The 13,213-nt window shown below is 60.2% G+C and carries 14 protein-coding genes; 5 read left to right on the top strand and 9 right to left on the bottom strand.

The features are described from left to right. Nucleotides 1-48: 48 nt before the first annotated feature. Nucleotides 49-1,083 carry an NAD(P)H-binding protein gene (locus BC363_RS26480; protein WP_065780284.1) on the top strand — a complete coding sequence of 345 codons (1,035 nt, stop codon included), beginning with the start codon at nt 49-51 and terminating at the stop codon, nt 1,081-1,083. On the opposite strand, the gene BC363_RS26485 is transcribed toward BC363_RS26480, so the two are convergent. Then, nucleotides 1,073-1,915: a lytic transglycosylase domain-containing protein gene (locus BC363_RS26485; RefSeq protein ID WP_244512826.1), complete on the bottom strand. Its 843-nt coding sequence runs from the start codon at nt 1,913-1,915 to the stop codon at nt 1,073-1,075. The two genes, BC363_RS26480 and BC363_RS26485, sit on opposite strands and share 11 nt — an antisense overlap. 185 nt (nt 1,916-2,100) lie before the next feature. After that, on the bottom strand, nt 2,101-2,610 hold the full coding sequence (locus BC363_RS26490; RefSeq protein WP_065780286.1) for a GNAT family N-acetyltransferase: 510 nt from the start codon (nt 2,608-2,610) through the stop codon (nt 2,101-2,103). Between the two features lie 36 nt (nt 2,611-2,646). Here BC363_RS26490 and BC363_RS26495 point away from each other — a divergent pair, with 36 nt between their 5' ends. Beyond that, nucleotides 2,647-3,216: an XRE family transcriptional regulator gene (locus tag BC363_RS26495; RefSeq protein WP_065780287.1), complete on the top strand. Its 570-nt coding sequence runs from the start codon at nt 2,647-2,649 to the stop codon at nt 3,214-3,216. A 2-nt stretch (nt 3,217-3,218) separates the two neighbouring features. Here BC363_RS26495 and BC363_RS26500 read toward each other — a convergent pair whose 3' ends face one another. From BC363_RS26500 to trxB, 5 genes are all read right to left on the bottom strand, one after another. Beyond that, nucleotides 3,219-4,022, bottom strand: coding sequence for an aminoglycoside phosphotransferase family protein (locus tag BC363_RS26500; RefSeq protein WP_065780288.1), 804 nt, complete (start codon nt 4,020-4,022; stop codon nt 3,219-3,221). Nucleotides 4,023-4,087: 65 nt separating this feature from the next. Then, a complete protein-coding gene (locus BC363_RS26505) occupies nt 4,088-5,209 on the bottom strand; it encodes an alkene reductase (RefSeq protein ID WP_065780289.1) in 1,122 nt (373 codons plus the stop codon). A gap of 41 nt (nt 5,210-5,250) precedes the next feature. After that, on the bottom strand, nt 5,251-5,541 hold the full coding sequence (locus BC363_RS26510) for a metalloregulator ArsR/SmtB family transcription factor (protein ID WP_053247450.1): 291 nt from the start codon (nt 5,539-5,541) through the stop codon (nt 5,251-5,253). A 616-nt stretch (nt 5,542-6,157) separates the two neighbouring features. Then, the gene (locus BC363_RS26515) at nt 6,158-7,054 is read right to left on the bottom strand and encodes a LysR family transcriptional regulator VtlR (RefSeq protein ID WP_038577011.1); all 897 of its coding nucleotides are present in this window, start codon (nt 7,052-7,054) and stop codon (nt 6,158-6,160) included. 114 nt (nt 7,055-7,168) lie between these two features. After that, nucleotides 7,169-8,143 carry a thioredoxin-disulfide reductase gene (trxB, locus tag BC363_RS26520; RefSeq protein WP_065780291.1) on the bottom strand — a complete coding sequence of 325 codons (975 nt, stop codon included), beginning with the start codon at nt 8,141-8,143 and terminating at the stop codon, nt 7,169-7,171. Between the two features lie 839 nt (nt 8,144-8,982). Between trxB and BC363_RS26525 the strand changes: the two genes are divergently transcribed. The 3 genes from BC363_RS26525 (at nt 8,983) to BC363_RS26535 (ending at nt 11,388) form a co-directional block, all read left to right on the top strand. Continuing rightward, a complete protein-coding gene (locus tag BC363_RS26525; RefSeq protein ID WP_053247447.1) occupies nt 8,983-9,453 on the top strand; it encodes an Lrp/AsnC family transcriptional regulator in 471 nt (156 codons plus the stop codon). Nucleotides 9,454-9,536: 83 nt separating this feature from the next. Beyond that, nucleotides 9,537-10,358, top strand: coding sequence for a glycosyltransferase family 2 protein (locus BC363_RS26530; RefSeq protein ID WP_065780293.1), 822 nt, complete (start codon nt 9,537-9,539; stop codon nt 10,356-10,358). Between the two features lie 7 nt (nt 10,359-10,365). Then, on the top strand, nt 10,366-11,388 hold the full coding sequence (locus BC363_RS26535; RefSeq protein ID WP_065780295.1) for a glycosyltransferase: 1,023 nt from the start codon (nt 10,366-10,368) through the stop codon (nt 11,386-11,388). A gap of 20 nt (nt 11,389-11,408) precedes the next feature. Here BC363_RS26535 and BC363_RS26540 read toward each other — a convergent pair whose 3' ends face one another. Both BC363_RS26540 and greA read right to left on the bottom strand, forming a co-directional pair. Next, nucleotides 11,409-12,464, bottom strand: a complete 1,056-nt coding sequence (locus BC363_RS26540) for a glycosyltransferase family 4 protein (protein WP_065780377.1) — start codon at nt 12,462-12,464, stop codon at nt 11,409-11,411. Nucleotides 12,465-12,553: 89 nt separating this feature from the next. Then, nucleotides 12,554-13,030, bottom strand: coding sequence for a transcription elongation factor GreA (gene greA / locus BC363_RS26545; protein WP_053247673.1), 477 nt, complete (start codon nt 13,028-13,030; stop codon nt 12,554-12,556). Between the last annotated feature and the right edge of the window lie 183 nt (nt 13,031-13,213).

Consider the following 13,213-nt stretch of genomic DNA (forward strand, 5'->3'; position numbering starts at 1 on the left):
CCGGTATTACAGGACATTGGTTCCATCAGAACCGATGGAGCAGATGTAATGACCGACAATCTGGAACAGGCAAGAACAGTCCTGGTATTGGGCGCGACGGGCGGCATCGGTGGTGCCGTTGCCCGCGGCCTCAGCCAGCGGGGATGGAGAGTGCGCGCACTCAATCGCGATATCGCCAGGGCCGCACAGACGGCACCGGCATTCGAATGGGTGGAGGGCGACGCAATGAAGCGGCTGGACGTTCGCGCCGCCGCAGAAGGCGTCGAACTGATCGTGCATGCCGTCAATCCGCCGGGTTACCGCAACTGGGGCAAGCTGGTCTTGCCAATGCTCGACAACACGATTGCTGCCGCGAAGGCGGAAGGCGCGCGCATCCTTCTGCCGGGCACGATCTACAATTTCGGTCCGGATGCTTTCCCTGTCCTGACCGAGGAAAGCCCGCAGAACCCACATACGGACAAGGGCATCATCCGCAAGGAAATGGAACTTCGGCTAAAGGCTGCGTCAGACGCCGGTATCGGTGTGATCATCCTGCGGGCAGGGGATTTCTTCGGTCCCGATGCCGCCAACAATTGGTTCTCGCAAGGGCTGGTCAAGCCGGGCAAGCCACTGACCGCTATCAGCTATCCCGGCAGCAAGGGCATCGCGCACCAATGGGCCTATCTGCCCGATGTGGCAGAGACGCTGATCCGTCTAATCGAGCGCGCCGAGGACCTGCCTGCCTTTGCCGTCTACCATATGCGCGGTTTCGTCGATGACGACGGCACGAAGATGATCGCCGCCATCCGTCGCGCAGCGGGACAGCAAAGACTTCCGGCACGTGCCTTTCCATGGTGGCTGATGACGCTGGCCTCCCCCTTCGTTCCGCTGTTCCGGGAGTTGCGCAAGATGCGCTACCTCTGGCGGCAGCCGCTGCAGATGCCGAACGATCGATTGCTGGACTTGCTCGGCGAGGAGCCGCGTACACCGATCGATGAAGCCGTGGTCAAAACCCTCAAGGCGCTCGGTAGCCTGCCGCATAGTGCCGGACAAATCGGCGCCGGCGACGGACTCACCCCAGCAAAAATGGCGGTCAGTTCCTGAAGACCATGCAAGCGCCACCATTTTTCCGAATGGTGGCGCAAAGCGCATTGGCTTCCGCCTGGCTATCGCGGCCGATGCGGGCGGCATAACGAATGCGGCGGCCGAAGCTGGCATTGCGTTCGCGCAGGAGCAATGCCTTCTCGCCGCGGATTGGGGCCGGCAGCCGCTTGACGGCGTTGACGAACAGTCGCTGCGCGACCGACTTCTGAAAATGCGCGGCAAGCTGCACGCCCCAGGGCGCCCACTCCGCCTCGTCGATCACGTCGATCTCGCGCAGCCGCCGCGTGCTTGCGAGCGCCACGCAGCCGTCGAGAAAGTTCTTGTTCCTGTCGAGCGTCAGGTCGAGTGTCTTGGGTGGATTGTCCCGCCAGTCCTCGACGCTATAGGCGGTGATCGCCAGTACGTAGTTGCGCGTCTCCGCGGGCAGCCAATCCACTTCGAGGAAGCGCTCCAGCCCATTTTCGCCGGCATTGTAGGCAGCGGCAGCAAAGCCGAGATTGCCGTAGCGCGTCTTGAGTTCACCGAGATACTCGGCCGATTTCCCTAAGGAGGCAACGACGTCGAAACTGTTGGAAAGACCGCGCATTTTGGCCGTGCCCGGCATGAACTGCGCGATGCCTTCAGCCCCTTTCGGGCTGACCGCATTCGGCCGGAACAGGCTTTCGCGCCAGATCAGGCGCGCAAAGAAGGCCGGAGGCAGATCATTGGCGGCGGCATAGTGATCGATGACGCCGCAGACGTCGCGCTCGAAGCTTTCCTTGCTCACGCACAGGGATTTGGAGGAGTCCGTCGCGGACCGGCCGACATAGATGCATTTGGCGCGCACCGGCAACTCGTCGATGCGAGCATGGGCAATATCCGGCAGCCCCGAACTCACCGCGATCAACAACGCAAGTAGCCCCCTGGCAGCAAACGCAAAACCTCTTGAGCTGCCGTTCCCCATGCAGTACCGCCCGCAATCCTCATCGAAACAGACCGGCTTCATACATAACATCTCGCGCGTCTCGGAAAAACCCGTCAGGCGGGCGAGCCGGTGGAGAGCACCAGTTGCATGAAGGTCAGGTCGAGCCAACGGCCGAACTTCGTGCCAACTTCGCGCATTCGACCGGTTTCGATGAAACCCAGGTGTTGGTGAAGCCGGATCGAGGCGGCGTTCTCCGACTCGATTCCCGCCACCATCACATGCTTGTCGAGCCTTTCGGCCTCGGCAATCAAGGCGACCATCAGCTTGCGGCCGATGCCGCCGCCGCGACAGTTGCGGTGGACATAAACGGAATGCTCGACCGTGTGCCGGTAGCCGTCAAACGCCCGCCAGTCACCGAAGGAGGCGTAGCCGGTAATATCGCCGCCATCAGAAATGGCGACGAGGACCGGGTATCCGGCATCGCTTCGCGCCTTGAGCCAGGCAGATCGATTGGCGACATCGACTGTCGTGTCGTTCCAGATGGCGGTCGTATTGGCCACCGCGTCGTTGTAGATGTCGCAGATGACCGGCAGGTCATCTTCCCTTGCTTGCCTGATCAGCATGTTGCCCCGCATGTTCGTACACTATATGACTACGACATGGATACTAAAGTGTACAGCCTCGATCAACGCATCAGCGATCGCATCCGTCTTGAACGGGAAATCCGCGGTTGGTCGTTGACTGAGCTCGCCGAGCGCTCCGGCGTCTCCCGCACGATGATCCACAAGATCGAGCGCGCAGACAGCAGCCCAACGGCAACGCTGCTTGCGCGACTTTCGGGCGCTTTTGGCCTGACGATGTCAACGCTGATTGCGCGCGCTGAAATGAGCCAGGGCAGACTGTCTCGGCGCCAGGATCAATCGGAGTGGCGTGATCCGCAAACCGGATATCTTCGACGCCACGTCTCGCCGATGTCCGATCTGCCGCTCGAACTCGTTGAGATCGAGCTTCCGGGAGGCGCCAACGTGCCGATCCCGGCATCCGCCTATGCGCTTCACCGTCGCTGGATATGGGTGAAACAGGGCATCCTGACCTTCGTGGAGGGCTCGGAGACCCACACCCTTGGCGAAGGGGATTGCCTGGAACTCGGCGCGCCGCAGGATTGTGTCTTCCGAAACGTCGGCAGCGAGACCTGCATTTACGCGGTCATCCTGTTGAGAACCGGCTGAACTCAACGCTCGAGTTCGGCGATCGCGATCGCAGCCATCGTCAGGTCGCTCTCTACGCCGAGGTCATCGCCGTCCTCCAAAAACCAGGCGGCGGAAAGCCCGGCATAGGCCAGCACCCATTGCAGGATTCGGCGCGGGCCAAGCCCCGTCTGCTCGGCGACGATGGGCAGGTGCCGCCGCAGCCGGCCTGGTGCGATGACCAAGGGCAATTCCGGATTGCAGAACAGGTTGGCATAGTCGTAACCGCGATCGCCATGAACACGCTTCGGGTCGATTGCCAACCAGCCGCGATCGCCGAAATCGAGGATGTTGGCGTGATGCACGTCACCATGCAGCACAACAGGCGGTTCCGGGTCGGCAAACAGGCCTTTCGCCGCCTCGAGCGCTCGCACAAAAAGGCCACCTTGAGCAGGAGCGGCCGCCTCCAGCGAACCGAACCATTTGTCGAGCGGCACGAGATCCTGCGGAACGGGTGTCGAACGCGGCGTATGAAGCTTGGCGACGGTGCGGCAGATGATGCGCGTGGCCTCCTCATCGCTGCCCGTCATCGCGAGATGAAAAAGGTTGCGCCGGCTATCCGTGCGCTCCATCAGGACCGCCTCGCCATCCGATTCATAGACTTTTGCAGCACCTTGCCCGTTCCAGTAGAGCATCGGCAGGCGGCCGAATTTTTCTTCGGGATCCTGCGCCAGTTTCAGCATCGCCGACTGGTTGCGATAACGGACGGGATGAAGATGACTGGAGGGGGTGACGATGATTTCCCCGTCCGGCCGCAATGACCATTTTCCGAAATATGAAGAAAACATAAGGGGCCATTTTCCCAATGGACAAATGCCCCGCCGGGTGACGGGGCATAGGCCATGTGGTGGTATCAGGCGACCTGTTCAAGGGAGGGGTAGTCGGTATAACCCTTTGCGCCGCCGCCATAGAACGTCGCCTGATCCGGCGCATTCAGCGGAGCGTTTTCCTTCAACCGCTCGACAAGATCCGGATTGGAGATGAACGGCTTGCCGAAGGCAACCAGATCAGCCTCGCCGCTTTCGACGGTCTTTGCTGCGAGATCGCGATCATAGCCGTTGTTCGTCATCCAGGCCGCCTTGCCGCCCGCTGCGACATAGACGGCGCGCAGCGCGTGATAATCGAACGGACGCTCGCCCTGCTGGTGATCACGCGGGCCGCCGGTCGCACCCTCGATGATGTGGATGTAGGCCAGCGGATAGCGAGTGAGGTTCTTGACGACATAGCTGAAGAGTGGCTGCGGCTCCGGATCGAAAGCGTCGTTGGCAGGTGTTACCGGCGAAAGGCGGATACCAACACGACCGGCGCCGATCTCCGACGTGATGGCATCGACAACCTGGAACAGGAACCGGGCGCGATTCTCGATCGAACCGCCATAGGCGTCGGTACGCTCGTTCGAACCGGCGCGCAGGAACTGATCAATGAGGTAGCCATTGGCGGCGTGGATCTCGACACCATCGAATCCCGCATCGATCGCCGCACGGGCGGCCTTGCGATAGTCCTCGACGATCCCCTCGAGTTCGCCAATGTCGAGCGCACGCGGCTCCGAGGTTTCGGCAAACGAGCCCGTGCCGTCAGCATTGATGAGATAGGTCTTCGACTTTGCCCTTATCGCCGAGGGCGCCACCGGCTTGCCACCGCCCGGCTGCAGCGAATCATGCGAGATCCGGCCGACGTGCCACATCTGCACGACGATCCGGCCACCCTTGGAGTGGACGGCATCGGTAACCTTGCGCCAACCATCGAGGGCTTCGGGTAAATAGAGGCCGGGCACATCGGCATAGCCTTGGCCCTGCTGGGTGATCGCGGTCGCCTCCGTGATCAACAGGCCGGCCGATGCGCGCTGTTCGTAGTAGGTGGCGTTGAGGGTGTTCGGCACGGCCTTCGGCGAGCGATTGCGCGTCAGTGGTGCCATGACGATACGGTTCTTCAGAGCAATGTCGCCGACGGTGATGGGGTCGAAGAGGGTAGCCATTGCAGGTCCTTTCGGTTTCAGTTTGGTCTTGGGGGTGGGTGTCAGAGACTGCCGATGTCCTTCAGGAACGCGGCAATCGTCTCCTCGTTGCGCCTGTAGAAAACCCATTGGCCGAGGCGCCGGGTCGACACTAGGCCAGCGCGCTGGAGAATGGCGAGATGGGAAGACACAGTGGACTGCGACAGGCCGCAGCGCTCGAACTGGCCCGCGCAAACACCCATTTCGAACGGATGCTCCTGCGTCGGAAAGTGCGCCTCGGGCTCCTTCAGCCAAGCAAGGATGTTCACTCTTGCCGGGTGCGCCAGGGCCTTTAAGATTTCGTCTCGATCCATCATCTATCGCCATATCGTGTTTTATCGATAGATGTATCGCCAATGACCGATATACAAATCACAAGAACGTGAGGAGAAAATGGGCAAAAAAAGAGGGCCACAAGAAAACTTGGGCCCTTGTAGTTGTGAAGGTAATTAAAACCTCCAGAGGGGAACAGCTGCTGCGGTGGCGGGGAGGAGAAAGCCACCAAGAATGCATCAGCTGCATTTTGATATGGGAAGCGAAGTACCGGTTTTCAATAGCCGGCTGTGAATTTCGTCACGGTCCGCCCGTGTCCAAACAGTAGACAAAAAAAGAGGGCCACAAGATGACTTGGGCCCTTATAGTTGTGAAGGTAATTAAACCTCCAGAGGGGAACAGCTGCTGCGGTGGCACTGGGAGGAGAAGCCACCAAAGATGCATCAGCTGAGGGTGGTATGCTGCTTTTTTGGGCGAGCAGCAATCATTTAATATGCATGTCAGCCATGCCATCCGCGCATCACTGCCCATTTTTGCATCGCACAAACAAAATGCGGCGCACAAAATGCGCCGCACCATAGAAATTACAATTAAAAAACAACGAACTACGCAGCCATCCGGCAAATGCCTACAAATCAAGCAATTGCGCCTTCGACGTCAGAAGCTCCAGTTCCTCGCCTTGGCGACGATGTAGTCGCGGAAGACTTTGAGCTTGGCGGCATTCTTCATCTCGTCCGGATAGCAGAAATAGGTGTCGAACGACGGGATGTCGGCACTAATCGGAAGTTGTATGAGACCCGGGTCGCGGCCGACGATATAGTCGGGCAGCATCGCGATGCCGATGCCAAGCAGGCAGGCGCGCTTGATCGAGGTCTGGCTGTTGATCTGTAAGTGCGAGGTCCGCGGATTGTCGGAATCGCGGCCGGCGATTTCGAGCCAATTGACATCAAGCAGGTAGTTCGGCGCCGGTTCGCCGAAGGTGATGATGCGGTGATTGTCGAGATCGTCGAGCGACTGCGGTTCGCCGTGCTTGTTGATGTAGGAGGGCGCCGCGTAGACGTGCATATGCACGGTGAAGAGCTTGCGCTGTATCAGGTCGGATTGCTGCGGCTGGCGCAGGCGAATGGCGCAGTCGGCATGCCGCATGTTCACGTCGAGCTCCTCGTTGTCGAGGATCAGCTGTACCTGGACGTCCGGGTGCAGAGACATGAACTCCTGGATCTTGTCGGTCAGCCAGCCCTGGCCAAGCCCAACGGTCGTCGTGATGCGCAGCTTGCCGCTCGGCTTGTCCGTCGTCTCGCTCAGTTGCACCTTAACGCTTTCGAGCTTCATCAGCACTTCGTGCGCGGTCCGGTAGAGGATCTCGCCCTGCTCGGTCAGGATCAGGCCGCGCGCGTGGCGATGAAACAGCTTGATGCCGACATCCTGCTCGAGCGAGCTCACCTGACGGCTGATCGCCGACTGGGAGAGATGGAGCTTGTCTGCCGCATGCGTGAACGACCCAGCTTCGGCCGCCGCGTGAAAAATGCGCAGTTTGTCCCAATCCAGCGACATGAAGTCCCCCATATGAAACCACCCCGGGGGACGGGATCACGTCCTCCGGGTGCGGCTGATGCATCTGTTCCCAACGGGAAGGCTCCTTGCGGGGAACCTCCCGATTCGCAGCTTCTATTCGGCTGCAATTGCGACGGGCATATGACCCGCCAGGTATTTCTCGGCCTCAAGCGCCGCCATGCACCCCATGCCTGCAGCGGTCACGGCCTGGCGGTAGATGTCGTCGGTGACGTCACCTGCGGCAAAAACGCCGGGCACATCGGTCGCCGTCGAATCGGCGGCTGTCCAGAGATAGCCGTTGGACTTCTGCCGAAGCTTGCCCTTGAACAATTCGACGGCCGGCGCGTGACCGATCGCGACGAAGACGCCATCAGTCACCATGTCGCTGGTTTCGCCCGTCTTGGTATTGCGCAGCTTCACGCCATTGACCGATGCCGGCATCGGCGGCTTCGGCGCAGCGCCCAGATATTCGACGACCTCGTGATCCCAGATGATCTTGACGTTGGGCTTGGCGAACAGGCGCTCCTGAAGGATCTTTTCGGCGCGAAACGAATCGCGGCGGTGGACGACGGTCACGGTCTTTGCCAGGTTGGAGAGGTAGAGAGCCTCTTCAACGGCCGAATTGCCGCCGCCGACGACGATGACATCCTTGTTGCGATAGAAGAACCCGTCGCAAGTGGCGCAGGCCGAAACGCCGAAGCCCATGAAAGTCGGCTCGGTTTCGATGCCGAGCCACTTGGCCTTGGCGCCGGTGGCGATGACCAAGGCGTCGGCCGTCCAGTCGTTGCCGCTGTCGGTCTTGACCCGGAAGGGACGAACGGAAAGGTCGACATCCGTCACCAGATCGTTGACGATCTCGGCACCGACATGCGTTGCCTGCTTCAGCATCTGTTCCATCATCCAGGGACCCTGGACCGGATCGGCGTAGCCCGGATAGTTTTCCACGTCGGTGGTGATCATCAACTGGCCGCCCTGTTCCATACCTGCGATCAGAACGGGCTCCAACATTGCGCGCGCCGTGTAGATGGCGGCAGTGTAGCCGGCCGGGCCGGAGCCGATGATCAGCACTTTTACATGGCGGGCAGTCATGGTCTTGTCCTTCGCTCACCGAACTGCCGCAGGGCATGTCCGCATCCGTTACATCACAGGCAAATAGTGCCATACTTTAGGTATTCCCCCTGGGGACTTTCAAGGGCGGTAGCGGTGATACACACAAGTGCTTGAGCCCAAGGCGCCGATTTGACACCAGATCGGGCATTTTTGCACCGCTTGCGTCTCGCCCATTCATGTCACAAGCCCGTGATCACACGGCATGGGAAGCGGGGCCAGCAACAGAGGCATGAGATATAGTCCCGCCGGCGACATGACATGAGCCCCCTGCGTGCCGTACGAAAGGACCAGGGCGGAGGGTAAAGTGCGGGTTGCCACAGATTTTTCGATGTATCGCCCCGAATGAATCGACTTTAGCCGGCCCGGCCGCACCGTAACGCCGGTTTTCCCGCGAATAGTGGGCGCAGATGCTTGTTGTCGGATCAGTTTGGCGATATTTCACGCGGATTCACTTTGCTGGAGAGGCATATGGGGTTGAATGCAAGCCGCGTTTGGCTCGACCGCGAACTCGTCGCGTTTGGCAATTCACCACCGGAGAATTGTCTCGCCCTCGATATGGCCCCCGGATCGCAAACATACGCCCTGACGTCTACACGATCGCACGGCGAAAGCGCAGAACTCGCACTCGCCGAACAGGAATGCAGGCGCAGCACCTGTCGCCACATGCAGGTTGAACGCACGGGGCGCAGTCGGTCGACCTTATGGCCATCCTGATATAATCGGCTCGGCAACGACAACCGCCGGCCAACCAACAAGAATACTCCTGTTTCGACTTAGCCTTGTGCGCCAAAGTCGCCGTGTGAAAAGGACGAACCTTCATGACGAAACAAGTCGAGCTCGACGCAATCGATCTCAAGATCCTTCGCGAGCTCCAGCGTGACGGCAGGATGACCAATGTGGACCTCGCCCAGCGTGTCGGCATCTCGGCGCCACCGTGTCTGCGACGCGTTCGCAAACTCGAGGAAACCGGCGTCATCAAGGGCTACCACGCGCTGCTGAACGCGCCCGCGCTCGGCTTCGACCTGGTTGCGTTCTGCATGGTGGGCCTCAAGCGGCAGTCGGAGGCGGATCTCAAGGCGTTCGCAGCGGCAACGGCCGAATGGCAGATCGTGCGCCAGGCATGGACCGTCTCGGGCGAGAGCGACTTCCTGCTGCACTGCGTTGCCGAAAACCTGACCGCGTTTCAGGATTTCGTCATCGAAGTTTTGACCGCCAACGAGCGGGTCGATACGGTGCGCACGATGTTGACCATTCGCCAGGTCAAGGATATCGGGCTGGTCCAGATCTAGGATCCAGAAGACTTGAGCATCCACAACGGCAGCGAGGCTACCTTGGAGAACGCAGACACGACCGGAGTTGAGTGGCGTCTTCCATGAGCAAACTTCCGCTTTCCGCCTTCATCATCTGCCAGAATGAAGAGGCCTACCTCGGCAACTGCATCGAGAGCCTCGAGCAGTGCGCTGAGATCGTCATCGTCGACTCAGGATCTACGGATGGCACTGCGGCACTCGTGCAATCCTTCATCGACAAAGGATGGCCGATCCGCTTCATGCATGAGCCATGGCGGGGCTATGCGGGGCAGAAGCAATTCGCGCTCGATCAATGCACACAGCCCTGGTGCTTCAACATCGACTCCGATGAGCGTCTCGATGAACCGCTCAAGGCGCTTCTGCCATCCCTGCTTGACGGACCGGCCGAGACCGTCGGTTGGCGCGTGGCGCGCCGCCCCTATCTCATCGGCTACGGTTATACGCCGGAGCGCGTGCACGAGAGGCGCAATCTGCGCCTGATCCGCAAGGGCAGGGGACGCTACGATCTCAATCAGAAGGTGCATGAAGGCATCGTGCCCGACGGTCACGTCGGCGCGGCCAGCAAAGGCAGCCTGCTTCACTATCGTCCGCTCATCATCGACGAACAGATTCTGAAAGAGAACAAATATTCGACGTTGAAGGCGGACCAACAGTTCGCCGCAGGAAAGCCGCCGCGGCCGTACAAGATGCTGGCGAGCCCTCCACTTTATTTCTATCGTCTCTATTTCCGCAACGGTCTTTGGCGCTGCGGCTTTCCGGGCTTCATCGAAGCCATGACCGGTGCCGTTTACGCGTTTTTGACTGCCGCCAAGATCTATCAGAGGCACGCGCTAAAGCGCCATCCGAACCATGACGACATGGATCGGCAGCGACGGCAGCCGTGAGGTTCCCATGAAAGTTATGCACTACCACTTCGGCAAGGACGGTGGCGCGGAGCGCTTCTTCGTCCACCTCGTCAACTCTTTGGCTGAGCGGGGCGTCGAGCAGACGGCGATCATTCGGCCCGGACGCATCTGGCGCAAGGACATCGAAGGCGCAACACGAATTGTCGAGAGCAACTTCCGCAACCTCTCGCTCGATCGCATTCTGCTGCCATTGAAGGTCAGCAGCATGGCGCGGCGTGAGAAGCCTGACGCACTGTTTGCGTGGATGCCGCGTGCCAGCCGGCTGATGCCGAACTACAAGGGTTGCATCAAGATCTCGCGGCTCGGCGACTATCCGCTGCGCCTCGACTATTTCCGCAATACCGACTGCCTCGTCTGCAACACACCTGGCATCGCCGAACATGTGCGCAACATCGGCTGGAAGCGCGATGTCGAGGTGATCTCAAACTTCACCAACACCGAACGTGTCACCGCCGTCGACCGCGCCACGCTTGACACGCCAGCCGACGTTCCGGTGGTCATGTCGATGGGCCGCTTCGTTCCGCGCAAGGGGTTCCATACGCTGATCGAAGCGATTGCCAAGGTGCCGGATGTCCACCTCTGGCTGATCGGCGATGGCGAACAGCGCGAGAACCTCGAAAAGCTTGCCGCCGATCTGGGGGTTACAAACCGTGTCCGTTTCGCCGGATGGCAGAAGGACGTCCGCCCGTTCCTGGCCGCGGCCGATATCTTCGTCATGGCTTCAAGTCACGAACCGCTTGGCAACGTCGTCCTCGAATCCTGGGCGCAAGGGACACCGGTCGTTTCCAGCCGTTCCGAAGGTCCGCAATGGTTCATGCGAAACGGTGAAAACGGCCTGATGGTCGATATCGGCGATGCCGAGGGCTTTGGTCGCGCCATAGAGCGTATCGCCAACGACCCGCAACTTGGATTGCGCCTGGCGGAAAGCGGCCATGAAACGCTGATGAACCAGTTTTCCAAACAGGCAATCACGGATGCCTATCTGAAGCTGTTTGCCTCAAAGAAATAGACGGTTGGCCATTCCGCCAGTCAGCGCATCAGTCGTTCATAGACCGTGTTGATGGCGGCAGCTTCGCCTTCGATCGCGAACGAGTTGGCGGTGCGCGCAAGTCCATTCGCGCCAGCGGTTTTGCGTCGCTGATCATCGTCCATGAAAGCCGCCGTCGCCTCCACCATGGCTTGAAGGTTGTCGGCCGGAACGACCGTGCCGGTTTCGTCCGCTCCGCTCACAACGAGCTCTGAAAATGCACCGACATCCGTCGCCACCACCGGAACACCCGTTGCCATGGCTTCGAGCGGCGTCAGGCCGAATCCTTCCCAGCGCTGCGGTGCGACGAAAAGATCAAGCGCCCGGTACCAGTCGGGAATGTTGGTGTGTTCACCGACAAACAGAATGCGCTCGGCAAGTCCGGCTTTCGTGACGCGCTCCTTGAGCTCGTTTTCAAACGCCACATGCGGCCCTGTGGCCCGGCCAGCGACGATCGCGCTCCAGCCTGGACGGCAGGGCAGGAGAGCGATCATGCTGTCGACGAAGAGATCGGTACCCTTCTGACGGCGGACCCGTCCGAAGCAGCCGACGAATTTCTGGGCCGGATCGACGCCGAGTGCGGCTTTCGCCTGATGCCGATCGGCCGGAGGCTCGAATCGTCTGGTGTCTATCCCGTGCAGGATGACGTCGTTCGGCACCGCGAGATAGGCGGCGGTTTTGCCGCTTGTCGCGATCACCGCGTCCATCCGCCCGATCAGAAACTTGCTCCAGCCCGTATGGCGGCGCTGCGATGCCGACGTGAAGGCGACCTTCAACTTCATGCGCAAGAGATCGCGCAGGATGATCGCCGGCAACATCTCGACATTGCGGCGTGCGTGCCAGACGCGGCAGCGTCGGCCAGCCGGTGCTTTCCAGAGATGCAGGAGATCGAGAAACCGAATCGAAGGCAGGCTGTCGGGAAGGCCGGGGCCAAGCACCGCGATCTTCTGACCCAGCGCGCGCTGGATCGGGATCAATTGGATGATCGTCGAGGTAACGCCCGAGAGGCGTCGCTTGAAATTGGGAGCGATGACCTCGACGTCCCGGATATCAGCCACGGAAGCGCTCTCCTTGCGCATGCGACAATCAATGTCTTGGAAGGCAGGGGGATTGGGGCAAAGCGGAACCGCCGCCCCAAAAGGGGCTATCAGCCCCAGTTTACCGCGAGGATTTCGTAAGCCTTCGAACCGCCTGGAGCGTTCACTTCGATGGAATCGCCGACTTCCTTGCCGATCAGCGCGCGGGCGATCGGCGACGAGATGGAAATGCGACCGGCCTTCACGTCGGCTTCCTGGTCGCCGACGATCTGATAGGTCTTTTCTTCGTCGGTGTCCTCGTCGACGAGCTTCACCTTGGCGCCGAACTTGATCTTTGAACCGGACATCTTCGACAGATCGATGACTTCAGCGCGTGCGATCAGATCTTCGAGTTCGCCGACGCGACCCTCGTTGTGGCTCTGGGCTTCCTTGGCCGCATGGTACTCGGCATTTTCCGACAAGTCGCCATGCGCGCGTGCTTCAGCGATGGCCTCGATGATTCGTGGTCGCTCTTCCTGCTGGCGCCAGCGCAGCTCCTCCTGCAGGTTGACGAATCCACCCTGTGTCATCGGCACTTTGTCGACCATTTCAATGTCCTTCATCAAGCACGAGGCGCCGCTTGGGGGCGGCGCCAACGCAAAAGAAAACGGTCTCCGGCGCGTAAACACCGGAACCGTCCGAAATATCCGAACCGTTCTTATAGCAGAAAGAAAACCGCCAATGCCAGATTTTTCGCCATGATCCACCGCGCCCTTTCACACAGGACGCAA

The sequence above is a fragment of the Ensifer sp. LC384 genome (genome assembly GCF_001695865.1).
In the GTDB taxonomy this organism is placed as follows: domain Bacteria; phylum Pseudomonadota; class Alphaproteobacteria; order Rhizobiales; family Rhizobiaceae; genus Ensifer.

Coding starts and splice junctions, on each gene's coding strand:
- BC363_RS26495 (WP_065780287.1), top strand. CDS start 2,647: ATGGATACTAAAGTGTACAGCCTCGATCAACGCATCAGCGATCGCATC.
- BC363_RS26510 (WP_053247450.1), bottom strand. CDS start 5,541: ATGGATCGAGACGAAATCTTAAAGGCCCTGGCGCACCCGGCAAGAGTG.
- BC363_RS26490 (WP_065780286.1), bottom strand. CDS start 2,610: ATGCTGATCAGGCAAGCAAGGGAAGATGACCTGCCGGTCATCTGCGAC.
- greA (WP_053247673.1), bottom strand. CDS start 13,030: ATGGTCGACAAAGTGCCGATGACACAGGGTGGATTCGTCAACCTGCAG.
- BC363_RS26525 (WP_053247447.1), top strand. CDS start 8,983: ATGACGAAACAAGTCGAGCTCGACGCAATCGATCTCAAGATCCTTCGC.
- BC363_RS26500 (WP_065780288.1), bottom strand. CDS start 4,022: ATGTTTTCTTCATATTTCGGAAAATGGTCATTGCGGCCGGACGGGGAA.
- BC363_RS26515 (WP_038577011.1), bottom strand. CDS start 7,054: ATGTCGCTGGATTGGGACAAACTGCGCATTTTTCACGCGGCGGCCGAA.
- BC363_RS26530 (WP_065780293.1), top strand. CDS start 9,537: ATGAGCAAACTTCCGCTTTCCGCCTTCATCATCTGCCAGAATGAAGAG.
- BC363_RS26480 (WP_065780284.1), top strand. CDS start 49: ATGACCGACAATCTGGAACAGGCAAGAACAGTCCTGGTATTGGGCGCG.
- trxB (WP_065780291.1), bottom strand. CDS start 8,143: ATGACTGCCCGCCATGTAAAAGTGCTGATCATCGGCTCCGGCCCGGCC.
- BC363_RS26535 (WP_065780295.1), top strand. CDS start 10,366: ATGAAAGTTATGCACTACCACTTCGGCAAGGACGGTGGCGCGGAGCGC.
- BC363_RS26505 (WP_065780289.1), bottom strand. CDS start 5,209: ATGGCTACCCTCTTCGACCCCATCACCGTCGGCGACATTGCTCTGAAG.